Raw genomic sequence first — 22088 nt, forward strand, 5'->3', positions numbered from 1 at the left:
ACTCGACGCCGTGATGGACTGCGACCCGCCGATCGACCGGGTGGACGCCGCGGCCTTCGCGGGCCGGTCGCTGGCCGGCGACCTGCACCGCAGCCTGGAGGCGGCCGGGGTCGGCTGCACCCGGTTGGCCATCCATGCCGTCACCGCCAACGGCGAAGAGCTGGAACGGGTGTGGCGGTGCGCCGAGCCGCTGACCGAGGATGCCACCGCCGACCGGGTGCGCTGGCAGCTCGACGGGTGGCTGAACCGGCGGAATCAACACGACCGGCCGACCGCAGCGGTCACGGTGCTGCGGCTGCGCCCGGTGGAGGTGATCTCGGCCGAGGCGTTGCAACTGCCGCTCTGGGGCGGCGTCGGTGAGGAGGACCGGTTGCGGGCCCGCCGCGCCCTGGTCCGGGTGCAGGGCCTGCTCGGTCCGGAGGCGGTGCAGGTGCCGGTGCTCAGCGGCGGCCGGGGACCCGCCGAGCGGATCACGCTCACTCCGTTCGGCGACGAACCCGTCCCGGCTGCCGATCCGAACCAGCCCTGGCCCGGCCGGCTGCCCGAGCCGTCGCCCACGGTGCTGCTCGACGACCCGGTCGAATTGCTGGACGGCCAGGGCGATCCCGTGCGGGTGACCCACCGGGGACTGTTCTCCGGCGACCCCGCCCGGCTGGACGGCGGAGGGTTCCGCGGTGACCTGAGCTGGTGGGCGGGGCCGTGGCCGGTCGACGAACGGTGGTGGGATCAGGACCGCGCCAAGGGGCGCACCGCGCGGGCCCAGGTGCTGATCGGCGGCGAACCCGAGAAGGCGCTGCTGCTGTGCTACCGCCAGCGGCGGTGGTACGTCGAGGGGGTCTATGAATAGACAGTCCTGATCACCGATCAGCCCAGGCGACGGGCGAACTCGCCGACCCGGGCGATGAACCGGTCGAAGAACACATCCGGATCCACCTCGACGCCGACGAGCGCGTTCGGGTCGCGTCCCCACCGGCCGTGCCAGTCCGCCACGGTCATCCCGCGGGTCAGCGAGCCGGTCAACTCGACGTCGACCGTGGTCTGCCGGTAGCGCACCAACTCCGGGTCGAGGGCGACCGCTGCCGCCAGCGGGTCGTGGAGGTGCGCGAGATAGCCTTCGCCCTGGTCGAAGTGGAACTCGAAGTAGAACCGCATCGCGTCCTCGAGCACCCGGATCAACGGGTTGGCGGCCACCGACCGGGTGGCGCGGTCGTCGAGCACACTCATCGGCGCGGTCGGCGAATCGGCCGCGGCCGCCAGCCGGCTCAGCAGCGCCGGGGTCATCGCGATGTTCTCGGTGAGGTTGAGCCCCAGCACGATCGGCAGATGGCCGGGCGCCCTCTGCTCGTCTCCGGAGCCCCATGCCGCACCCCAGCCGGCGAACACCTCGGCCGCGGCTTCGGGGTCGACGCTGACGTTCCATTCGGCCACCGCGGTGGTGTTGCCCCGGTAGTCGAACGCACCGCCCATGATCACCAGCCGGCGCAGCAGCGTGGGCAGGGCTGGTTCGGCGCGCAGCGCGAGGGCGAGATTGGTCAGCGGCCCGACGACGATGCCGATCAACTCACCGGGATGGGCGTGTGCGGCGCGGATCCACGCCTCGGCCGCATCGTGGGCGGTCAGTCGACAGTCGGCGGGTGGCAGCCGGGCGTAGCCGAGCCCCTGCGGCCCGTGAGTGTCCTCGGCGGTCCGCAGCATCGATGCGACGGGGCCGTCGGCGCCCCGCGACACCGGAATGCCGTTCACTCCGCACAGCCCGATAAGCCCGAGATTGTTCTGGCAGACCTGGTCCACGCCGACATTTCCGGCCGTGGAGGCGATTCCGACCACCTCCGCGTCGGCGCTGGCGAACAGGTAAGCCAGCGCCATCGCGTCGTCGACGCCGGTGTCGACGTCGACGAACACCGGCTGTGGCGTGGCGGAATCACCACTGTGGGTCGGCATTTCGGAGAGGATACGCGGCGTTACCAGTGCACGCCGGGAACGAGTCGCACCATGCGCTTGACCGGCCGCGGCATCCTGACCGGCGACGTGGCCGGGCGGGACGGGCGCGCAGGCCGGCGCGCCGTGGGCGTGTCGGCGCTGACGCCCCTGGCTGCGGCCGAGTCCGGATAACCCAGATAGACCTGATGCAGCACCCGGCGGGACAGCTTGGGCGCGAAGTACATCCCGATGTCGGCGAGGGTGCCGACCGGGGTGTCGATGCGCGCAGGCTTGTCGATCAGTGCCCGCACGATCATCGCGGCGGCGTGGTCGGCCGTGATCGGCGGCATGGGGTTGAGCTTGCGCGAGGGCGCGATCATCGGGGTCTTCACCAGCGGCATGTGGATCGTGGTGAACGTGACGTGATCGGACAGCGTCTCGGTGGACACCACGTCGGCGAACGCGTCGAGCGCGGCCTTGCTGGGCACGTAGGCGCTGTACTTCGGGCTCGCGGCCTGCACGCCCGCGCTGGACACGTTGACCACGTGACCGAACCGGCGCTCCTGCCAGTGCGGAAGCAGCGCGAGCACCATCCGCACCGCCCCGAAGTAGTTGACCGCCATCACCCGCTCGTAGTCGTGCAGACGGTCGGTGGAGTTGGCCACTGAACGGCGGATGGAGCGGCCGGCGTTGTTCACCAGATAGTCGACGTGGTCGAACCGGCCGAGGATGTCCTTCACGGTCGCGTCCACCGACGCCGAATCGGCGACATCGCAGGTGAACGCGTGCGCCTGACCGCCTGCAGTCCGGATCTCGGCGACCAGGTCGTCGAGCGCCTCGGCGTTGCGGGCGAGCGCGAACACCGTCGCGCCGCGTGCGGCGACCGCGAGGGCGGCGGCGCGGCCGATGCCGCTGGAGGCGCCGGTGATGACGACATGCCTGCCCACCAGCGGACCGGCCGGATCGTCGCGGCGGGCCCGGTCGGGATTGAGGTGCTTCGCCCAGTACCGCCACAGCTGCGGGGCATACGACGAGAAGGCGGGCACCTCGATGCCGGTGCCGCGCAACGCCTCCGCGGTGTTGTCTGCGGTGAACGTGGGGGCCAGGTCGACGACGTCGAGGATCTCGGCGGGCACACCGAGTTGGGTGGCCGCCATGTTGCGCCACACCTTCATCCGCCCGGTCGCGCCGAGCACCGGCGCGGCCGTCACCCGGGGAAGCGTGCCGCGCAGCGGCGGCAGGCCGGCGGCCTTCGCGACACCCCGGTAGATGCCGCGCAGCCCGATGGTGCCGGGTGCGGTCAGGTGGAACGTCTGGCCGTCGCGGCCCTCGGCATGCAGCAACTCCGTCAGGGCGCGTGCCACGTAGTCGACCGGGACGATGTTGGTCCTGCCGGTGTCGGGCAGCGCGATCGGGGTGAGGCTCGGCAGCCGCGACAGCTTCGCCAGCAGACCGAAGAAGTAGTAGGGGCCGTCGATCTTGTCCATCTCGCCGGTCTGCGAGTCGCCGACCACCACGGCGGGCCGGTACACCCGGTAGCGCAGGCCGGGGGCCGACCGCACCAGCAGTTCGGCTTCGAACTTCGTCTGGTGGTACGGCGTCGGGAGGTCCTGCGCGACGTCGAAGTCGTCCTCGGTGAACTGGCCCCGATAGGTGCCCGCCACCGCGATCGAGGACACATGGTGCAGCGTGGCGTCGAGGCGGCGGGCCAGTTCGATCACCGCGCGGGTGCCCTCGACGTTGGCCGCCCGCTGGGCGTCGTCGTCGGCGGTGATGTCGTACACCGCGGCGCAGTGCACCACGTGGTCGACTTCGCCCAGCTCCGCGACGGCTTCCTCGGTCAGGTCCAGCCCGGCCGCAGTCAGGTCGCCCACCAGCGGTCTGACCTGCTCACCCCACTCGCCGGCGAGGCGTTCGAAGCGGGACAGCGACTCGCGGCGGACCAGCACCCACACCTGCGCGGCGGTGCCGCGGGCAATCAGCTCGGACACGACCCGGCGTCCAATGAACCCGGTACCGCCGGTAACGACATAGCGCATGCGAGCCATGGTCACCCCTGGCCCGGCAAAGGTCAATAAGGTGTGACGCTGCCGTACAGACTCGTCAACGCGTCGGTCAGGGTGCGCGCGTCGTCGGCGGTGACACCGAAGCCGACGCTGCACAGCGCCGCTGTCGCCCCCTCCGCGACCGCCCGGCCCTCACCGGTGATGGTGACCAGCGTGGCCCTGCGATCGGTGGGGTGGCGCTGGCGCGTCAGCAGGCCGCGCTCGGCGAGGCGGTCGCAGGCGATGCTCACCGTCGTGGCGTGCACCGAGAGCCGGCGGGCCACCTCGCCCAGCAGCCGCACGCCGTCGGCATGCTGCAACTCCTTGAGGATCTCGTAGTCGATGAGGCGCAGCGCGAAGCCGGACTTGAGCTGCTGGTCCACCACCGCAGTCATCGACCGGTGCAACCTGAGCACCGTACTCATCGCCAAGTGCCCGCTCGGCTCGACCATCCGCCTTCCATAGCCACTATTCGCCCTGCTAACCGTCTTTGCGCTACCGGTATGGTCCGTCTCAGCCGAGAAGGGAGTGTCCATGCCGATCGACCCGACCGCCGTGGGGAAGAAGTCCGCACCTCAACTGCTGGAGTGGACCGACCGCGAGACCCTGCTGTATGCGCTCGGAGTGGGCGCGGGCACGGGGGATCTGGCGTTCACCACCGAGAACAGCCACGACATCGAGCAGCAGGTGCTGCCCACCTACGCCGTCATCGCGAGCCCTGCGTGGGGCGCGGTCGGCGAAGTCGGGACCTTCAACTTCGGCATGCTGCTGCACGGGTCCCAGCAGATCCGGCTGTTCGCGCCGCTCCCGCCGGCCGGCAAGCTCAGCGTGGTGTCCGAGGTGGCCGACATCCAGGACAAGGGTGAGGGCAAGAACGCGATCCTGGTGTTCAAGGGCACCGGCACCGACCCGGACACCGGCCAGGTCGTCGCAGAGACACTGTCCACCGCCGTCATCCGCGGCGAGGGCGGCTTCGGCGGCCAACCCGGTGAGCGCCCGGTGGCGCCGCAGATCCCCGACCGCGCACCCGACGCGCAGATCGCCCTGCCCACCCGCGAGGACCAGGCGCTGCTCTACCGGCTCACCGGTGACCGCAATCCGCTGCACAGCGACCCGTGGTTCGCCAAGGAGCTCGCCGGTTTCCCGCGGCCGATCCTGCACGGCCTGTGCACCTACGGCGTGGCGGGCCGGGCGCTGGTGGCCGCACTCGGCGGCGGCGACGCCACGAAGATCACCGCCGTCGGCGCCCGCTTCACCTCGCCGGTGTTCCCCGGCGAGACGCTGACCACCTCGATCTGGCGCACCGACCCCGGCCGGGCGGTGTTCCGCACCGAGGCCGCGGCACCGGACGGCGCGGACAGCAGGCTGGTGCTCGAGGACGGCACCGCCGAGTACACCGACTGAGCCACCGCCCCCTTCCGCGGATTTCGCCGAAGCCGTCGCCAACCGCTGCCGCGGTTGACAGGATCATCACGACGGTCGGACGAGACGCGAACGGGCGGTGGTGGTCGTGAGACTGGTGGTCGGTTTTCTCGCTACGCCCGGAGGTGGTGACGCCCTGGCGCTCGGTGTGCGCCTGGGCCGGACGCTCGGCGCCGAGGTGCACGCCTGCATCGTGATGCCACCCGACCGGGGTGTGCCCGCGATGGTGACCACCGGTGGCTACGAGGACCTGCTCGCCGAGCAGGCCACGGAGTGGCTCGACCGCGCGCTCGGGGCGGTGCCCGATGACGTTGTGACCCAGGGGCACGTCAGCTTCTCCGCCTCGTACGCCGACGGGCTGATCCGGGAGGCGGGCAGGCTCGAGGCGGACGCGCTCGTGGTGGGCGGATCCGGCGGCGGCCTGGCCGGCAGCTTCTCGCTGGGCTCGGTGGTCAACGAACTGCTGCACTCGTCGCCGGTGCCGGTGGCCGTGGCGCCACGGGGAGCGCGCCTTTCCGGGATCGAGCGGGTCCGTGAGGTGACATGCGCCATCGGTGAGCGGGAAGGCGCGGATCTTTTGCTGGACAACGCCGTTCGATTCAGCATGGCGGCAGGCACGCCGCTGCGGCTGGTGTCGCTGGTCGCACTGGACCCCACCTTCGGCACCCTGCGCGGTGACGCCGACGCCGTGCACAGGCGAGCGCTCGACCATGCGGCGCGGACCCTGGAAACGGCGAAAAGCGAGCTGCCCGAGGGTTTCCCGGTGACGTCGACCGTCGTGGACGGACCGTCGGTGGAAACCGCCGTCAGCAAGCTGGAATGGCGCGACGGCGACCTCATCATGGTGGGGTCGAGCCGGCTCAGCGCACCGAAGCGGCTCTTCCTCGGTTCCACGGCGGCCAAGATGTTGCGCGTGCTCGACGTGCCGATGGTCGTCGTGCCCCGCGACCAGCTCGGTGAAGAGGACCTGCCGTGACGGAGGCTGTGGCGCACGACGACTCAGGTCTGGTGTCGAAGGGCCTGGCCAGCGGCAAGATCGGGACGCTGTCGGGCGCGGTGCTCGGCATCTCCTGCGTCGCACCCGGATACACACTGACGGCCAGCATCGGGCTGATCGTGGCCGCGGTCGGGCTGAAGATGCCCGCGATCTTCATCGCCGGCTTCATCCCGATGTTCCTGACGGCCTACGCATACCGGGAGCTGAACTCCCGCGCGCCGGACTGCGGTGCGTCGTTCACGTGGTCCACCAAGGCGTTCGGACCCTATGTCGGGTGGATGTGCGGGTGGGGGATGGTCGTGGCGTCGATCATCGTGCTGTCGAACCTCGCGGCGATCGCGGTCGAGTTCTTCTACCTGTTCATCGCCCGGATCCTCAACCGGCCGGAGATCGCCGACCTGGCGGGCAACACCGCGGTCAACATCGCCACCACACTGGCATTCATCGCGATCGCCACCTACATCGCCAGTCGCGGCATCACCACCAGCGAGCGGGTCCAGTACATCCTGGTCGGCTTCCAGATGATCGTGCTGCTGGCCTTCGCGGTCGCGGCGCTCTGGCATGTGGGCGCCGGCGACGCGCCCGCGGGGCTGGCCTTCGACCTGGACTGGTTCAACCCCTTCACCGGTTTGGCGTTGAGCGCGTTCGTGATCGGGGTGACCGGTTCGATCTTCGCGTTCTGGGGCTGGGACACCTGCCTGACGCTGGGTGAGGAGTCCAAGGACCCGACGAAGGTGCCCGGACGGGCGGGGCTCGTCTGCGTGCTGTCGATCCTGCTGACCTACCTGCTCGTCGCGGTCGCGGTGATGATGTACGCCGGCGTCGGCGCCGAGGGCCTCGGGCTGGGCAACGAGGAGAACGCCGACAACGTGTTCGGCGCGCTCGCGGACCCGGTGCTCGGCACCTGGGCCGGACCGCTGCTGTTCCTGGCGATCTTCGCCTCGTCGGTGGCCAGCCTGCAGACGACGTTCCTGCCGGCGGCGCGGGCGATGCTCGCGATGGGCGCCTACCGCGCGTTCCCGGACCGGTTCGCCACGGTGCACCCGCGGTTCCTGGTGCCGGTGTTCAGCACCGTCGTGGCGGGGGTGGTCACGGGGGTTTTCTACACCGTGGTGAGCCTGCTCTCGGAGAGTGTGCTCCTGGATACCATTGCGGCGCTGGGCATCATGATCTGCTGGTACTACGGCATCACCGCGTTCGCGTGCGTGTGGTACTTCCGCCGTGAGTTGTTCGCCAACCTGCACAATGCGGTCTTCAAGTTCCTGTTCCCGTTGCTCGGCGGGCTGGTGCTCGCCGCGGTGTTCGTGATCTCGGTGCGCGAGAGCATGAATCCCGAGAACGGCAGCGGCACCTCGGTCGGCGGCATCGGGCTGGTCTTCTACATGGGATTCGGCATCCTGCTGTTCGGCGCCGTACTGATGCTGATCTGGCGGGTGCGCAGCCCGGGGTTCTTCCAGGGGCAGACGCTGCGGCGCGACACCCCCGCGCCGGTGGACACTCCCGTCGGCTAGGGCGGCGAGCGCCGGGTCGGGGCTACTCCGACCACACCTGCAGCACCGTCACGTACGGGGCGGGCTCGACCGAGAGCGCACCGACGTACGGGTGCTCCAGCGCGAAGATGAGGTACATGACGAATCCCAGCAGAGCCGCCGTCAGCCCCACTGCCAGCGCATGAACCAGCAGATCGCGGGTGCCGAACAGGAAGGTGAACGCCATCACCACGCCGCCGCCGCCCAGCAGCAGGACCCAGAGTTCGCCGGGGACCGACGCCTCGCCGGTGGACACCCGCATCTTCCGGTTGGCGCTGAGGTCGTTCAACCGGACGATCGCATGATCGAAGAAGGCGATCTCGTTGCGGCTCTCCGGCTGCACCGTCAGGTAGGTCTCCCAGACGTCGGCCAGTTCGTCGGACTGCTCCTCGATGGTCTCGCCGCGACGCATGCGCGGGAACTCGTCGTCGATCACGTCCCGGGTGTAGGCGATGAGGCTCTGCTGCACCGCGACGCGGGACTCCGCAGGCAGGGCAGCCGAGTCGCGGAGTAGGTCGGCGATCGCACTGGCCTCGAGACCACTGGCGTCCTCGGCGTCACCGAACTGCTCCCACACCACCACCACGACGAACGCCACGAGCACGGCATAGAGCACGCCGGCGAGCTGAAATACCGTGCTGGACACCGCATTCGCGTTCTCGAGTCTGGTGTGGGAAACGGCCTTGCGGAACACGAGGAGTCCGCCGACGGAGAATCCGACGACGGCGCCGACCCACAGCAGACCGAGAATCGGCGCAGGAATCTGCAGCAGCCAGATCACACCCGATTATGACCACGGACGTCGGCCGAGCGACGGCAAACACACCGCAGCGGCGGCGACGGGTCAGACGGTCAGGCCGGTGCCCGCGCCGTTCCCGATGCCCGAGGTCCCCGGGTTGTGCAGGAGCGCGAACGGGTCGAGGATGTTCCATGCGTCGACGTAGAACTGCTGCTTGAGCGCGTCGCCTTCGGCCTCGAGGTTCGCCAGGTCGGCGAGCTGGTCGTAGCCGTAGTACAGCAGCGACACCGGCTGTGTGGTCTTCAGCAGCTCGTTGACGATGATCTGCGTGGCGTCCTTGGCCGCCGGGTCACCACCGATCGCGTCGGGCAGGGCGGGCGCGATCTTCGTCAGCGGCACCAGCACATTGACCCACGGCACCATCTGGCTGACCCGGTAGCCGGCCTCGACACCCTCGCGGATGAACGGCTGGAACTCCGGGGCGATCGCCGCACCCACCAGGGCGTCGCGCAGCGCCATGACGTCGGCGGGCATGTCCGTCGGCGTGGGGTCGTCCGGCCGGAACGGGTTCGGGCTCCACGGTTCGGCGGCGGTGGTGACCGGCGCATCCGCGTCGGCCTCGATCCCGCTGTCAGCCTTTGTGTTCGACCTGATCGCGGGGCGCGTCTCGGCCGCGGCTTCGGGCTCGGGCGTCGCGATCTCCTTCGGCTGGAACAGATCCTTGAGCTTGCGGACCTGTCCGGCCTCGAATTCCTCGGCGGTCGGCTTCGGCTTCCCGGTCGTCGCGGTGCGGGCGGGCTCGCCGCCCTCGGAGTCGGCTTTTTCGGCACGCTTGTCGGCTGCGGACTTCCTGGCCGCCGCCGCCTTGGTCAGCGACGCGGTGACCTTCTCGGCGCGATCCTCGAGATCCCTGAGCGGCTTGGGGCGCTCGGCTTTCTTCGGGTCGGCCTTTTTCGGGCCCGCGTCGGTGGCGCCCGCCGAGGAGTCCGACCCCTTGCTCGAGGTCGTCGATCCCGAATCGGTGTCGGCGTTGGCGGTGCCGTGGCCCGCGGCCGCGATGGCCGCCCCGACCCCCACGGCGACGGCCATGCCACCGACGTATCCGATGTACTTCCCTGACGCCATCGCCGTCCTTCCGTGGGGCCCGCCGTGGGCCAAAGGCATCGTAGAGGTGCGGCGTCCGGCGGGCAGCGCAACCGAGCCGTTCGAACTGGCGTTCGATATACTGGTCGGGTGGCGTGGAACGACGGGCCGTCGAACTGGCCGGAGATGGAGCGGGTGCTCAACAGCAAGCCCCGCCGCGCCGGTGCGCCACTGGCCGAGCCCACCGGCGACGGCGGTGACAGTCCGGCCTGGTCGAGCAGGCGCGGCGCCTACGAGCCGGTGGGGGAGAACCGGATCGCCTCGTCGGTGCCGTACGCCGAACTGCACGCGCACTCGGCCTACAGCTTCCTCGACGGCGCCAGCACACCCGAGGAGCTCGTCGAGGAGGCCGCCCGGCTGGATCTGCGCGCCATCGCGCTGACCGACCACGACGGGCTCTACGGGGTGGTGCGCTTCGCCGAGGCCGCCCACGAACTCGGCGTGCAGACCGTGTTCGGCGCCGAACTGTCGCTGGGCAACACCGCCCGCACCGAGGTGCCCGACCCGCCCGGCCCCCATCTGCTGGTGCTGGCCCGCGGGCCCGAGGGCTATCGCCGGTTGTCGCGCGAGATCGCCAGGGCCCACCTCGCGGGCGGGGAGAAGGGCAAGCCGCGATACGACTACGACACGCTCACCGAGGCCGCGGGCGGTCACTGGCACATCCTCACCGGATGCCGTAAAGGCCATGTGCGGCAGGCACTGTCGCAGGGTGGTCCGGAAGCGGCCGGCGCGGCGCTCGCCGACCTGGTCGACCGGTTCGGCCGCGACCGGGTCAGCGTCGAGCTCACCCACCACGGCCATCCCCGCGACGACGAGCGCAACGCCGCGCTGCTCGAGCTGGCGCCGCGCTACGGTCTCGGCGTGGTGGCCACCACCGCGGCGCACTTCGCCGAGCCGTCGCGGGGGCGGCTGGCCATGGCGATGGGCGCGATCCGGGCCCGCAACTCGATCGATGACGCCGCGGGATGGCTTGCGCCGCTCGGCGGATCGCACCTGCGGTCGGGTGAGGAGATGGCGCGGCTGTTCGCGCACAGCCCGGAGGCGGTCCGGGCCGCCGCCGACCTCGGCGAGCAGTGCGCGTTCGGGCTGACGCTGATCGCCCCGCAGCTGCCGCCGTTCGACGTCCCACCGGGGCACACCGAGGACAGCTGGCTGCGGCATCTGGTGATGACCGGCGCCCGCGACCGGTACGGGCCGCCGGAGCGCGCGCCGCTGGCCTACCACCAGATCGAACACGAACTGAGGGTCATCGAAGAGCTTTCCTTCCCCGGCTATTTCCTGGTGGTGCACGACATCACCCGGTTCTGCCGGGAGAACGGCATCCTGGCCCAGGGCCGCGGGTCGGCGGCCAACTCCGCGGTCTGTTACGCCCTCGGCGTCACCAACGTCGACCCGGTCGCCAACGAATTGCTGTTCGAACGGTTCCTGTCCCCGGCGCGCGACGGGCCGCCCGACATCGACATCGACATCGAGTCCGACCTGCGCGAGCAGGCCATCCAGTACGTCTACCAACGCTACGGTCGCGACTACGCCGCCCAGGTCGCCAACGTCATCACCTACCGCGGGCGCAGCGCCGTGCGCGACATGGCCCGTGCGCTCGGCTTCTCCCAGGGGCAGCAGGACGCCTGGAGCAAGCAGTTCGGGCAGTGGGGCAAGCTCGCGGACACCAAGCACGTCGAGGGCATCCCCGAGCAGGTGATCGACCTGGCCCAGCAGATCTCCAACCTGCCGCGGCACATGGGCATCCACTCCGGGGGCATGGTGATATGCGACCGGCCGATCGCCGACGTGTGCCCGGTGGAGTGGGCCCGCATGGAGAACCGCAGCGTGTTGCAGTGGGACAAAGACGACTGTGCCGCAATCGGTCTGGTGAAGTTCGACATGCTCGGACTGGGGATGCTCTCGGCGCTGCACTACTGCATCGACCTGGTCGCCGAGCACAAGGGCATCGACGTCGACCTGGCCCAGCTCGATCTCTCCGAGCCCGCCGTGTACGAGATGCTGCAGCGGGCCGACTCGGTCGGCGTGTTCCAGGTGGAGTCGCGCGCCCAGATGGCCACCCTGCCCCGGCTGAAGCCGCGGCTGTTCTACGACCTGGTGGTCGAGGTGGCGCTGATCCGGCCAGGGCCGATCCAGGGTGGGTCGGTCCACCCGTACATCAAGCGGCGAAACGGCGAGGAGCCGGTCACCTACGACCACCCGTCGATGGAGTCGGCCCTGCGGAAGACGCTGGGCGTGCCGCTGTTCCAGGAGCAGCTGATGCAACTGGCCGTCGACTGTGCGGGCTTCTCCGCCGCGGAGGCCGACCAGCTGCGCCGCGCGATGGGCTCGAAGCGCTCCACCGAGAAGATGCGCAGGCTGCGTGGCCGCTTCTACGACGGGATGCGCAACCGGCACGGCATCACCGGTGACGTGGCCGACCGGATCTACGAGAAGCTCGAGGCGTTCGCCAATTTCGGTTTCCCGGAGAGCCATTCGCTGTCGTTCGCGTCGCTGGTGTTCTACTCCTCGTGGTTCAAGCTGCACCATCCGGCGGCGTTCTGCGCCGCGCTGCTGCGTGCCCAGCCGATGGGGTTCTATTCGCCGCAGTCGCTGGTGGCCGACGCCCGGCGGCACGGGGTCACCGTGCACGGCCCCGATGCCAATGCGAGCCTGGCGCACGCCACCCTGGAGAACTGCGGGCTCGACGTCAGGCTGGGTCTGGGCAGTGTCCGCCACATCGGCGACGAGCTCGCCGAGCGCATCGTCGACGAGCGGAATGCCAACGGCCCCTTCACCGATCTGCTCGATCTGACCGGGCGGGTGCAGCTGTCGGTGCCGCAGACCGAGGCGCTGGCGACGGCGGGGGCGCTGGGCTGCTTCGGCATCACCCGCCGCGAGGGGCTGTGGGCGGCGGGGGCGGCCGCCGCCGAACGGCCCGACCGGCTGCCGGGTGTCGGCTCATCGTCGCATGTGCCGTCGCTGCCGGGGATGAGTGAGCTGGAGCTGACCGCGGCCGACGTGTGGGCGACGGGCGTCTCCCCGGACAGCTATCCCACCCAGTACCTGCGTGAGCACCTCGACGCGATGGGGGTCGTCCCGGCCGACAAGCTGCTCGGCGTGCGGGACGGCAGCCGGGTGCTGGTCGCGGGCGCGGTGACCCACCGGCAGCGGCCTGCGACGGCGCAGGGCGTGACGTTCGTCAACCTCGAGGACGAGACCGGGATGGTCAACGTGCTGTGCGCACCCGGGGTGTGGGCGCGGCACCGCCGGCTCGCGCAGACCGCACCGGCGATGGTGATCCGCGGCATCGTGCAGAACGCCACCGGCGCGGTGACCGTGGTGGCCGACCGGCTGGAGAAGCTCGACCTGCGGGTGGTGTCGAAGTCGAGGGACTTCCGCTGAGCGCAGCGAAGCGGAACAGACAGCCTGAGCCGCTGAGCGGCTAGCTCTTGTGTCCCAGCACGATGTCCACCGCGGCGGCGATCACCTCGTCCTCGGGCAGGTGGCCGAACATCAGTGACGGGCAGGCGACGACGCCGGTGAGCATCGACACCGCCGCCTCGAGGTCGGCGCCGTCGAATCGCTGAGCCAGCATGTCGCGCAGGTTGCGCTGGCCCGCCGAGTTGACCCGTTCCCGCAGCGCCGCGACGTCGTCGACCGACGACGACTGCGCCATCCCGGCCAGGATGTGGTCCAGCCGCAGTTCGCGAATGGCCTGCCGGAACACCGTCAGCTCGCCGACGATGTCGGCCCGCAGTTCTCCGGTGGGCTCGTGGTGGGGCATGTCCCCGAGCGAGTCGATCGCCATGGCGATGAGGTCGTACCGCGACGGCCAGTGGGTGTACAGCGTCGACTTGGAGTAGCCGGCCGCCTCTGCCACCCGGGCATGGGTCACCTGCTCCCAGCCTTCGCCGATCAGCACGTCGAGTGCCGCGCGGGAGACATCGGCGCGGGTGCGGCCGATGCGTGCGTCCTCGATCCCCGTGCGATCACCTCCCTCATCCGCGTAATGGATCCGACAGAAATTATCTGATGGACAACTCTTCCAATAGTGCATCAAGTGTGAAGTAATGGACGAACTGTTCAGTAGTGAACGGTCAGATTGGTTGTCATCGCGGGGTGTCGAGAAGCGGGCGTCCGCGACGCCGATAGCTGTCTCCCCAATGTGCGCGGCGTGCTCGTGTTCAGCGTTTCGCCGCCGACCAGGAAGGATCTCTCATGGCCGCCATCCTCTTCGGCTCCATCAGTACGGTTGCTGACACCTCGGAGCTGCAACGTCGGGCCTTCAACGACGCGTTCGAGGACCACGGACTCGACTGGAACTGGTCGCAGGACGATTACCGCGAGATGCTCGGCGCCAACGGCGGCGCCGACCGGATCGACGAGTACGCCAAGGCCGTCGGCGACGAGGTCGACGCCGCCGCCGTGCACGCCACCAAGTCGGAGATCTTCCAGCGGCTGGTGGCCGACTCCGGTCTGGCACCGCGGCCCGGAGTGGCGGACGTCATCGACGCCGCCAAGGCCAAGGGCGTGAAGCTCGGCTTCGTCACCACCACGTCGCGGGCCAACATCACCGCGCTGCTGTCGGCGCTCGAGCCGCACCTCGGCGCGGATCCCTTCGACCTGATCGTCGACAGCGATGCCGTCGACACACCGAAACCCGATGCAGCGTGCTATCTCTGGGCGCTCGAACAACTCGGCGAGGACGCCGCCAAGTCGGTCGCGATCGAGGACAACGCCGGCGGGGTGAAGGCCGCGACGGCCGCCGGGGTGACGTGCATCGCCTTCCCGAACGAGAACACCGAGGGCGCCGACTTCGGGTCGGCGGCCGAGACGGTGAACAATCTCGACCAGCGCCGGGTCGTCTCGCTGGCCGTGAGCGAGGGGTTCACGGAATGAGCGACATGACCGCCCGGGTCTCGGCCAGCGACAAGGCCTTTCACGTCGAGGGTTACGAGAAGATCGAATACGACCTGCTCTACGTCGACGGTGTCTTCGACGTCGACCGCCCCGACCTCGCCGAGTGCTACCGGCCCTACGGCCGCGCCCTGATGGTGATCGACGAGACCGTCTACGCGCTCTATCGCGAGGCGATCCACCACTACTTCGACCATCACGGCATTGCGCTGACGGTGGTTCCCGTGCAGATCCGCGAGACGGCCAAGTCGCTGGAGACTTTCGAGCGCATCGTCGGCGAGTTCGACGCCTTCGGACTGGTCCGCACGGAACCGGTGCTGGTCGTCGGCGGCGGGCTGACCACCGACGTCGCCGGCTTCGCCTGCGCCAGCTACCGGCGCAACACCCCCTACATCCGCATCCCCACCACGCTGATCGGTTTGATCGACGCCAGCGTGTCGATCAAGGTCGCCGTCAACTACGGCAAGCACAAGAACCGGTTGGGCGCCTATCACGCTTCCCAGCGGGTGTTCCTCGACTTCTCCTTCCTGAAGACGCTGCCGGCCGACCAGGTGCGCAACGGCATGGCCGAACTCATCAAGATCGCCGTGGTGGGCAACGCCGAGATCTTCCAGATGCTCGAAGAGCACGGCCCGGCACTGCTTTCCACCAGATTCGGCCACCTCGACGGCACACCGGAACTCCGCCGGGTCGGCGACCGGCTGACCTACCAGGCCATCGCGACCATGCTGGAGCTCGAAGCGCCCAACCTGCACGAGATCGACCTGGACCGGGTCATCGCCTTCGGTCACACGTGGAGCCCGACGCTCGAACTCGCTCCACCGGTGCCGTTCTTCCACGGGCACGCCATCAACATCGACATGGCGCTGTCGGTCACCCTTGCCGAGCGACGCGGCCACCTGACGACCGCCGACCGGGACCGCGTGCTGGCGGTGATGAGCGGACTCGGGCTCGCGCTGGACAGCGATCACCTAACCCCGGAACTGCTGGAGCAGGCGACCAGCTCGATCCTCAAGACCCGCGACGGCACCCTGCGGGCGGCGATCCCCGACCCGATCGGGCGCTGCCGCTTCCTCAACGACGTCTCCGTCGAGGAGCTGTCCGACACGCTGACACTGCACAAGAAGCTGTGCATCGAGCTCGACCGTGGCGGTGAAGGGATCGAGATGTTCACCGCCGCAGAGCCGGTGGTGGCGTCATGAGCGTGCAGTCCGAGCAGCGGCGTCTGCCCCGGGCGGTGACTCCGTCGACCATCCTGGCCGCGGAACTCGAGGAGGTCTGGCGACGGCTGCAGACCACACCCGACGTCGACGCCGAGACGCTGACGAGGCTGGCCCGGGCGCGAGATCTGGCCGCCGGGCTGGATCACTACCTCGACCGGTGCACCACCCCCGAGTCGCCCGCCCTGGCCGAACTCGCCCGCCGCACACAAGGGGCGTACTGGACCGGCGGGCTCGAGGCCGAGATGCTCTCCGGCCACGTCGAGGGTCAGGCGCTGAAGTTCCTGGTGCACATGACCCGCGCCACCCGGGTGCTCGAGATCGGGATGTTCACCGGTTACTCGGCGCTCGCCATGGCCGAGGCGCTGCCCGCCGACGGCGTGCTCGTCGCCTGCGAGATCGACCGGCATGCAGCGCAGTTCGCGCGGCGGTGTTTCGCCGCGTCCCCGTCGGGCAAGAAGATCACCGTCGCCGTGGCGCCGGCCATGGAGACGCTCGGCATGCTCGCCGAACGAGCCCGCCACGATGAACTGCAGGCGTTCGACCTGGTGTTCATCGACGCCGACAAGGCCGGATACCTGGGCTATCTCGAGGTCCTGCTCGACTCGGACCTGCTGGCGCCCGGTGCGGTGATCGCCGTCGACAACACGCTGATGCAGGGTCAGCCGTACTCGGTCAGCGGTGAGCCGACGGCCAACGGCGCGGCGATCGCGTCCTTCAACGCCGCCGTGGCCGCCGATCCACGCGTCGAGCAGGTGCTGCTCCCCGTCCGCGACGGCATCACCCTCATCCGCCGGGCCGACGACTGGTGACGGCGACGGCGCGGGCGCACACGGGACGCACGGTGGCGGCCCTGGCCGCGCTGTGCGCCACCCTGCCGGTCGACCTCGCCGTCGTGGGACTGGCGCTGGCGCAACGCCGTCCGCCGCCGTCCCGCCTGCCGGGACCCGTCGCGGTGCGGACCATTCTGCTCACGGGCGGCAAGATGACCAAGGCACTGCAGCTGGCGAGGTCGTTCCACCTCGCCGGACACCGGGTGGTGCTGGTGGAGTCGGCGAAGTACCGCTTCACCGGTCACCGCTTCTCCAAGGCCGTCGACGCGTTCCACTGCGTTCCGGAGCCGTCGGATCCCGGCTACGCCCAGGCGCTGCTAGACATCGTCCGCCGGGAGGGGGTCGACGTCGTCGTGCCGGTGTCGAGCCCGGCGGCCAGCGTGCCCGACGCGCGGGCACGGTCACTGCTCGACGACGTGTGCGACGTGGTGCACGGGCACGCCGACACCGTCGCCGCGCTCGACGACAAGTCCGAATTCTCCCGGCTTGCGACGTCTCTCGGCCTGAGCGTGCCCGACACCCACCGCATCACCGATGCGCGGCAGGTCGAGGAGTTCGACTTCCCCGAGGGCAGGACGTACATCCTCAAGCGGATCGCCTATCACCCGGTCGGACGGACCGATCTCACCCCGCTGACCCGCAAGACACCCGAGCGCAACGCGGCATTCGCCCGCTCACTGGCCATCTCCGCGGACGACCCGTGGATCCTGCAAGAATTCATCCCCGGCCGCGAGTACTGCACCCACGCCACCGTGCGCGACGGCGCCATGCGCGTCTACTGCTGTTGCGAGTCGTCGGCGTTCCAGGTCAACTACGCGCACGTCGACAAGCCGCGGATCCGGCACTGGGTCGAACATCTCGTCAAGTGCCTCGAGTTGACCGGCCAGGTGTCGTTCGACTTCATCGAGGCCGAGGACGGCACGCCGTACGCTATCGAGTGCAATCCGCGGACGCATTCTGCGATCACCGTGTTCGGCGACGATCCCCGCGTCGCCGGCGCGTACCTCGACGCCCAGCACGTCGAGATCACCCCGGCCGCCGAGGCGCGGGCGACCTACTGGACCTATCACGAGCTGTGGCGCCTGCTGTCCGGCCGCGGCGGACTGAGGACAGTACTGCAGGGCCGCGACGCGATCTTCTCCCGTTGGGATCCGTTGCCCTACCTGATGGTTCACCACCTGCAGATTCCCTCGCTCCTGCTGGCCAACCTGCGCAGCGGCCGGGGGTGGAGCCGCATCGACTTCAACATCGGCAAGCTCGTCGAGGCAGGAGGCGACTGATGATCTCGGTGCTGCACCTCGTCGGCTCGCCGGTCGACGAGTTCCACGCCGACCTCTCCCGGCTGTACGCCCGCGACTGCCTCGCCGCACTCGACGCGCCGCACCGGTACCGCCATCAGATCGCCTACGTCGCACCGGGCGGCAAGTGGTGCTTCCCCGCCACTCTGGAGACCGGGAGTATCGCCGCCGCAGAGTCGTACAGCATCGCGGCGGCCGTCGACCGGCTGAGCGACATGCCCATCGACGTGGCGGTGCCGCAGATGTTCTGCCGTCCAGGCATGACCACCTTCCGGGCGCTGCTCGACCTGCTCGGGCTGCAGTATCTGGGGAACCGGCCCGAGGTGATGGCGATGACCGCCGACAAGACCAAGGCCAGGGCGGTCGTCGCGGCCGCCGGGGTTCCGGTGCCGGACGCGCAGACCCTGGAACCCGGCGACGCGCTGCGCATACCGCTGCCGGTGGTGGTGAAGCCTGCCGCCGCCGACAATTCGGCGGGGGTCAGCCTGGTGCGTGACGATGCGGAGTTCGGACCCGCGGTCGACGCGGCGACGGCGCACGGCTCCGGCGTGCTCGTCGAGTCCTACGTCGAGCTGGGTCGCGAGGTGCGCTGCGGTGTGGTGGAGCGTGACGGCGAACTGTGGTGCCTGCCGCTCGAGGAGTACGCGGTGAATCCGTCGAGCAAGCCGATCCGCACGGCGGGGGACAAGCTGGCCCGCGGCGCCGACGGTGAACTGTTCCTGGTGGCCAAGGACGTCAGCCGGGCGTGGATCGTCGCGCCCGAGGACCCGGTGACGCAACGGGTCTGGGCCGCGGCCCGGTCCTGCTATCGGGCGTTGGGATGCCGGCACTACGGCCTCTTCGACTTCCGCATCGACCCCGACGGCGAACCGTGGTTCCTCGAGGCCGGCCTGTACTGCTCGTTCGCCGCGTCGAGCGTCATCGCCATGATGGCCGCGGCCGACGGCTGCGAGGTGGCCGATCTGTTCGCACACATGCTGCGGCAGGCCGAGATCGGATCGGCGTCGTGTTCGAGGTGAGGCAATTGGCGCCGGTCGGCGCGCTGGTGGAGGGCCTGCGGGTCGGGGCGCTGGACGACGAGACCGTCGGCCGCCTGCGGCAGGTGCTCGCCCGCCATGGCGTCGTGATCATGTCCGGCCAGTGCGTCGACGACTCCGGGTTCCTGGCGTTCCTAAGGGGTTTCGGCGAATTGATGTTCACGGCCGGGGAGACGCCGGTACCCGGATTCGCCGACCTGAACGTGATCAGCAATGTCGGGCGGACAACGCCGCCGCGGTCGAACTTCCACGTCGACACGAGCTACGTGCGCCGCCCGCCCGCCTACACCGCGCTGCGCGCCGTCGACGTCCCGCGGCACGGGGGCCACACCCTGTTCACCAATCAGTACCGGGCGTGGGAGACGCTGCCCGCCCACGTTCGCGGGGATCTGCAGGGGCGCAGCATCACCCATGTCGTCACGGGCCTCGATCTCGGTGACGACGAGGAGACCTCGGCCGCTCACCCGGTGGCGCTGACGCATCCGTTGTCGGGCCGCACCGCGCTGTACCTGTCGACACCGAAGCGGTGTGCGGCGGTGAGCGGACTGTCCGTGGACCGGGCGGCCCGGGTGGTCTCGATGCTCGTCGCGCACTCCACCCGCGAGGACAACGTGCTGCGCCACCAGTGGCGCCCCGGCGACGTGGTGATGTGGGACAACCGGTGCGTGATGCACCGGGCGGACCACGACGGCGTCGACGGCGACCGGGTGATGCACCGCGGCATGGTCGCCGACTCCGTCAGGGCTTGAGCCACCGCCACTGCGTCGACCACCAGACCTCCGCCCCGGGCAGTGTGTCGCCGACCGCGTCGACCACGCCGGGGAACCAATCCCGGTTGTAGTCGTCGCCGGACAGCCAGCCGCCGGGGCGCACCTTGGGCAGCCATGCCGCGATGTCGGCCCGCACGCTGTCGTAGTCGTGCCGGGCGTCGAGGTGCACCCAGGCCAGTGACTCGTCGGCGAACAGCTCGGCGGCCGCCAGCGAGTCGGTGATCAGCAGCTGTACCAGATCGGCTGCGCCGCAGGCGATCAGGTTGCGGTGCAGCAGTCCGGCGAAGGTGCCGCCGCCGAATTCCACCGCGGGCCCGTGAGCGTTGACCGCGCTGACCCCCTCCGGGCCGCTGCCGCGACCGGTGTCCACGCCGGTGACCGCGATGTCGCGACCGCTCCCACGCACCACCTCGGCCAGCGAGCACAGGCTCTTGCCCAGGTAGCAGCCCACCTCGACGAAGCGGCTGCCGTCGCCGAAGTGGGCCACCGCCTCCTCCTGGCCGCCGCGCCATGTGAACCAGCCGGGGATGTCCTGCCAGGTGCTGACGGGCCGCTCGAAATCAGATGCGTTGTGCATGGTCAACCCGCCGTCGGCGTGGTCCACACCTTGTCGATGCGGATCCGCAGCCGGGTGCCGTAGGAGGCCATCGCGTCGGCGATGCCGATCTTCTCGGCGTCAGCGGAGTACTTGGCCCAGTACGGCGCATCCTCGCGCGGGTCGGCGTCGGTGGCGTCGACGGTGGCCTCGCCGCCGATGACGATGATGCCCCCGCCGCTGCCGTCGGAGTCGAGGTTGAGGCTGACCTGCGGGTGGTTCTCGACGTGCCGCACCTTGGCCGCCTGCCCCATGGTGTAGACGACGATGTCGGTGCCGTCGAAGTAGAACCACACCAGCCGCGGCACCGGCTGCCCTGACTTCGCCACCGTGGTGAGCCACCCGAAGTGGTCTGCTTCGAGCCTGCCGGAAACCTCTTGCGTCAAGTCGACTGCCATGGGAGCGAATGTAGTCTCGCGGAGATGAACTTGAACCTGTCTGCCGACGAAGTCCTGACCACCACCCGTTCGGTGCGTAAGCGCCTGGACCTCGAAAAGCCGGTGCCGCGGGACGTGCTGATGGAGTGTCTGGAGATCGCGCTGCAGGCGCCGACGGGCTCCAATGCGCAGGGCTGGCAGTGGGTGTTCGTCGAGGACGCGGAGAAGAAGAAGGCGCTCGCCGACATCTACCGCACCAACGCGACGCCGTACCTGAACGCCCCGAAGCCGTCTTTCGGCGACAGCCGCGACGAACGCACGCCGAAGGTGATGGATTCGGCGAAGTTTCTCAACGAACACCTGCACGAGGTGCCGGTGATGTTGATCCCGTGCCTGGAGGGCAGGCCCGACGGCGCTCCCGCGTCGATGAGCGCCGGGTTCTGGGGGTCGCTGATGCCCGCGGTGTGGAGCTTCATGCTCGCGCTGCGGTCCCGCGGCCTTGGGTCGGCGTGGACCTCGCTGCACCTGATGGGCGACGGCGAGAAGCAGGCCGCCGAGCTGCTCGGCATTCCGTTCGACAGGTACGCCCAGGGCGGGCTGTTCCCCATCGCCTACACCAAGGGCACCGACTTCAAGCCCGCCAAGCGGCTGCCCGCCGAGCAGCTGACGCACTGGGACACCTGGTAGGTCGGTCGTCACACCGCGCCGGTGAAACCTTGCTGGCGCCATGCCTCGTACACCGCCACCGCGGCGGCGTTCGACAGATTCAAGGAACGCCGGCCGTCGAGCATCGGGATACGCACGGTCGCGGTGATGTGCGGGTCGGCCAGCGTCTCGTCGTCAAGGCCGGTCGGTTCCGGACCGAACATCAGCACGTCGCCGGGGCGGTAGCCGATCTCGCCGAACGGCGTCCGGGCGTGCGCGGTGAACGCGTACACGGCTTTCGGGGCCAGGGCTGCCCACGCCGCAGGCAGATTCGGGTGCACGGTGACCGACGCGAGGTCGTGGTAGTCGAGCCCGGCGCGGCGCAGCTTCGGTTCGGTCAGGTCGAACCCCAACGGTTCGACGAGGTGGAGCTCGCAACCCGTCGCCGCCACCATGCGGATCGCGTTGCCGGTGTTCGGCGCGATTCGCGGTGAGTAGAACATCACCCGGAACATCCGATGATGATCGCAGCTGAATCGCCGGTGGCCGAAACTGTTTGCTCGTCTACCACGAGGCGACACTGAAGGACCGTTGTGAACTCTGTCTGTTCAGTAAGAAT

The 22088-nt window shown here is 69.6% G+C and carries 20 protein-coding genes and 1 pseudogene; 12 read left to right on the forward strand and 9 right to left on the reverse strand.

Annotated elements, in window-relative coordinates; genetic code table 11:
• Positions 1-847 (forward strand): annotated as a pseudogene (locus Q2100_RS14760) (DNA polymerase Y family protein); the annotation flags it as partial.
• Positions 848-864: 17 nt separating this feature from the next.
• Here Q2100_RS14760 and Q2100_RS14765 read toward each other — a convergent pair.
• Genes Q2100_RS14765 through Q2100_RS14775 form a run of 3 tightly spaced genes read right to left on the reverse strand, consistent with a single transcriptional unit; the run spans position 865 to position 4360 of the window.
• Entirely contained in the window at positions 865-1941 is a 1077-nt protein-coding gene (locus tag Q2100_RS14765) for a nucleoside hydrolase (protein ID WP_302914675.1), read from the reverse strand.
• 20 nt (positions 1942-1961) lie between these two features.
• Complete coding sequence (locus tag Q2100_RS14770) at positions 1962-3959, reverse strand: SDR family oxidoreductase (protein WP_302914676.1); 1998 nt, start codon at positions 3957-3959, stop codon at positions 1962-1964.
• A gap of 32 nt (positions 3960-3991) precedes the next feature.
• On the reverse strand, positions 3992-4360 hold the full coding sequence (locus Q2100_RS14775; protein ID WP_302914677.1) for a MarR family winged helix-turn-helix transcriptional regulator: 369 nt from the start codon (positions 4358-4360) through the stop codon (positions 3992-3994).
• 139 nt (positions 4361-4499) lie between these two features.
• On the opposite strand from Q2100_RS14775, the gene Q2100_RS14780 reads away from it, so the two are divergent.
• The 3 genes from Q2100_RS14780 (at position 4500) to Q2100_RS14790 (ending at position 7895) form a co-directional block, all read left to right on the forward strand.
• Positions 4500-5369 carry a MaoC family dehydratase gene (locus tag Q2100_RS14780; RefSeq protein ID WP_302914678.1) on the forward strand — a complete coding sequence of 290 codons (870 nt, stop codon included), beginning with the start codon at positions 4500-4502 and terminating at the stop codon, positions 5367-5369.
• A gap of 106 nt (positions 5370-5475) precedes the next feature.
• Positions 5476-6363, forward strand: a complete 888-nt coding sequence (locus tag Q2100_RS14785; protein WP_302914679.1) for a universal stress protein — start codon at positions 5476-5478, stop codon at positions 6361-6363.
• Positions 6360-7895, forward strand: coding sequence for an APC family permease (locus tag Q2100_RS14790; protein WP_302914680.1), 1536 nt, complete (start codon positions 6360-6362; stop codon positions 7893-7895). Before Q2100_RS14785 ends, Q2100_RS14790 begins: the two co-directional genes overlap by 4 nt.
• 22 nt (positions 7896-7917) lie before the next feature.
• On the opposite strand, the gene Q2100_RS14795 is transcribed toward Q2100_RS14790, so the two are convergent.
• Both Q2100_RS14795 and Q2100_RS14800 read right to left on the reverse strand, forming a co-directional pair.
• Entirely contained in the window at positions 7918-8694 is a 777-nt protein-coding gene (locus tag Q2100_RS14795) for a bestrophin-like domain (protein WP_302914681.1), read from the reverse strand.
• A 63-nt stretch (positions 8695-8757) separates the two neighbouring features.
• Positions 8758-9777, reverse strand: coding sequence for a hypothetical protein (locus Q2100_RS14800; RefSeq protein WP_302914682.1), 1020 nt, complete (start codon positions 9775-9777; stop codon positions 8758-8760).
• Between the two features lie 108 nt (positions 9778-9885).
• On the opposite strand from Q2100_RS14800, the gene Q2100_RS14805 reads away from it, so the two are divergent.
• Positions 9886-13179, forward strand: coding sequence for an error-prone DNA polymerase (locus Q2100_RS14805; RefSeq protein ID WP_302914683.1), 3294 nt, complete (start codon positions 9886-9888; stop codon positions 13177-13179).
• A 40-nt stretch (positions 13180-13219) separates the two neighbouring features.
• Here Q2100_RS14805 and Q2100_RS14810 read toward each other — a convergent pair whose 3' ends face one another.
• A complete protein-coding gene (locus Q2100_RS14810) occupies positions 13220-13834 on the reverse strand; it encodes a TetR/AcrR family transcriptional regulator (RefSeq protein ID WP_302914684.1) in 615 nt (204 codons plus the stop codon).
• Between the two features lie 161 nt (positions 13835-13995).
• Between Q2100_RS14810 and Q2100_RS14815 the strand changes: the two genes are divergently transcribed.
• The 6 genes from Q2100_RS14815 to Q2100_RS14840 are packed head-to-tail and all read left to right on the forward strand — an operon-like array spanning position 13996 to position 19831.
• Complete coding sequence (locus Q2100_RS14815; RefSeq protein WP_302914685.1) at positions 13996-14676, forward strand: HAD family hydrolase; 681 nt, start codon at positions 13996-13998, stop codon at positions 14674-14676.
• Positions 14673-15896, forward strand: a complete 1224-nt coding sequence (locus Q2100_RS14820; RefSeq protein WP_302914686.1) for a sedoheptulose 7-phosphate cyclase — start codon at positions 14673-14675, stop codon at positions 15894-15896. The genes Q2100_RS14815 and Q2100_RS14820 overlap by 4 nt, the downstream gene beginning before the upstream one ends.
• Positions 15893-16726 carry an O-methyltransferase gene (locus Q2100_RS14825; RefSeq protein WP_302914687.1) on the forward strand — a complete coding sequence of 278 codons (834 nt, stop codon included), beginning with the start codon at positions 15893-15895 and terminating at the stop codon, positions 16724-16726. The genes Q2100_RS14820 and Q2100_RS14825 overlap by 4 nt, the downstream gene beginning before the upstream one ends.
• Positions 16723-18027, forward strand: coding sequence for an ATP-grasp domain-containing protein (locus Q2100_RS14830; protein ID WP_302914688.1), 1305 nt, complete (start codon positions 16723-16725; stop codon positions 18025-18027). Before Q2100_RS14825 ends, Q2100_RS14830 begins: the two co-directional genes overlap by 4 nt.
• On the forward strand, positions 18027-19064 hold the full coding sequence (locus tag Q2100_RS14835) for a D-alanine--D-alanine ligase family protein (RefSeq protein ID WP_302914689.1): 1038 nt from the start codon (positions 18027-18029) through the stop codon (positions 19062-19064). Before Q2100_RS14830 ends, Q2100_RS14835 begins: the two co-directional genes overlap by 1 nt.
• Positions 19052-19831 carry a TauD/TfdA dioxygenase family protein gene (locus tag Q2100_RS14840; RefSeq protein WP_302914690.1) on the forward strand — a complete coding sequence of 260 codons (780 nt, stop codon included), beginning with the start codon at positions 19052-19054 and terminating at the stop codon, positions 19829-19831. Before Q2100_RS14835 ends, Q2100_RS14840 begins: the two co-directional genes overlap by 13 nt.
• On the opposite strand, the gene Q2100_RS14845 is transcribed toward Q2100_RS14840, so the two are convergent.
• The gene (locus Q2100_RS14845; protein ID WP_302914691.1) at positions 19821-20429 is read right to left on the reverse strand and encodes a class I SAM-dependent methyltransferase; all 609 of its coding nucleotides are present in this window, start codon (positions 20427-20429) and stop codon (positions 19821-19823) included. The two genes, Q2100_RS14840 and Q2100_RS14845, sit on opposite strands and share 11 nt — an antisense overlap.
• Positions 20430-20431: 2 nt before the next feature.
• On the reverse strand, positions 20432-20845 hold the full coding sequence (locus Q2100_RS14850; protein WP_302914692.1) for a TIGR03667 family PPOX class F420-dependent oxidoreductase: 414 nt from the start codon (positions 20843-20845) through the stop codon (positions 20432-20434).
• Positions 20846-20869: 24 nt separating this feature from the next.
• Between Q2100_RS14850 and Q2100_RS14855 the strand changes: the two genes are divergently transcribed.
• Complete coding sequence (locus Q2100_RS14855; RefSeq protein WP_264014916.1) at positions 20870-21511, forward strand: nitroreductase family protein; 642 nt, start codon at positions 20870-20872, stop codon at positions 21509-21511.
• Between the two features lie 8 nt (positions 21512-21519).
• On the opposite strand, the gene Q2100_RS14860 is transcribed toward Q2100_RS14855, so the two are convergent.
• On the reverse strand, positions 21520-21984 hold the full coding sequence (locus tag Q2100_RS14860) for a tRNA (cytidine(34)-2'-O)-methyltransferase (RefSeq protein WP_264014915.1): 465 nt from the start codon (positions 21982-21984) through the stop codon (positions 21520-21522).
• Positions 21985-22088 lie beyond the last annotated feature (104 nt).

Origin of the sequence: Mycolicibacterium arseniciresistens (genome assembly GCF_030519285.1) — a bacterium.
Taxonomy (GTDB): domain Bacteria; phylum Actinomycetota; class Actinomycetes; order Mycobacteriales; family Mycobacteriaceae; genus Mycobacterium; species Mycobacterium arseniciresistens.

Bases quoted from the DNA above. Each gene is read 5' to 3' on its own strand.
- Q2100_RS14770 (WP_302914676.1), bottom strand. From the start codon at position 3,959: ATGCGCTATGTCGTTACCGGCGGTACCGGGTTCATTGGACGCCGGGTC.
- Q2100_RS14850 (WP_302914692.1), bottom strand. From the start codon at position 20,845: ATGGCAGTCGACTTGACGCAAGAGGTTTCCGGCAGGCTCGAAGCAGAC.
- Q2100_RS14845 (WP_302914691.1), bottom strand. From the start codon at position 20,429: ATGCACAACGCATCTGATTTCGAGCGGCCCGTCAGCACCTGGCAGGAC.
- Q2100_RS14835 (WP_302914689.1), top strand. From the start codon at position 18,027: ATGATCTCGGTGCTGCACCTCGTCGGCTCGCCGGTCGACGAGTTCCAC.
- Q2100_RS14825 (WP_302914687.1), top strand. From the start codon at position 15,893: ATGAGCGTGCAGTCCGAGCAGCGGCGTCTGCCCCGGGCGGTGACTCCG.
- Q2100_RS14855 (WP_264014916.1), top strand. From the start codon at position 20,870: ATGAACTTGAACCTGTCTGCCGACGAAGTCCTGACCACCACCCGTTCG.
- Q2100_RS14780 (WP_302914678.1), top strand. From the start codon at position 4,500: ATGCCGATCGACCCGACCGCCGTGGGGAAGAAGTCCGCACCTCAACTG.
- Q2100_RS14820 (WP_302914686.1), top strand. From the start codon at position 14,673: ATGAGCGACATGACCGCCCGGGTCTCGGCCAGCGACAAGGCCTTTCAC.
- Q2100_RS14810 (WP_302914684.1), bottom strand. From the start codon at position 13,834: ATGCACTATTGGAAGAGTTGTCCATCAGATAATTTCTGTCGGATCCAT.
- Q2100_RS14775 (WP_302914677.1), bottom strand. From the start codon at position 4,360: ATGACTGCGGTGGTGGACCAGCAGCTCAAGTCCGGCTTCGCGCTGCGC.
- Q2100_RS14860 (WP_264014915.1), bottom strand. From the start codon at position 21,984: ATGTTCCGGGTGATGTTCTACTCACCGCGAATCGCGCCGAACACCGGC.
- Q2100_RS14815 (WP_302914685.1), top strand. From the start codon at position 13,996: ATGGCCGCCATCCTCTTCGGCTCCATCAGTACGGTTGCTGACACCTCG.
- Q2100_RS14765 (WP_302914675.1), bottom strand. From the start codon at position 1,941: ATGCCGACCCACAGTGGTGATTCCGCCACGCCACAGCCGGTGTTCGTC.
- Q2100_RS14800 (WP_302914682.1), bottom strand. From the start codon at position 9,777: ATGGCGTCAGGGAAGTACATCGGATACGTCGGTGGCATGGCCGTCGCC.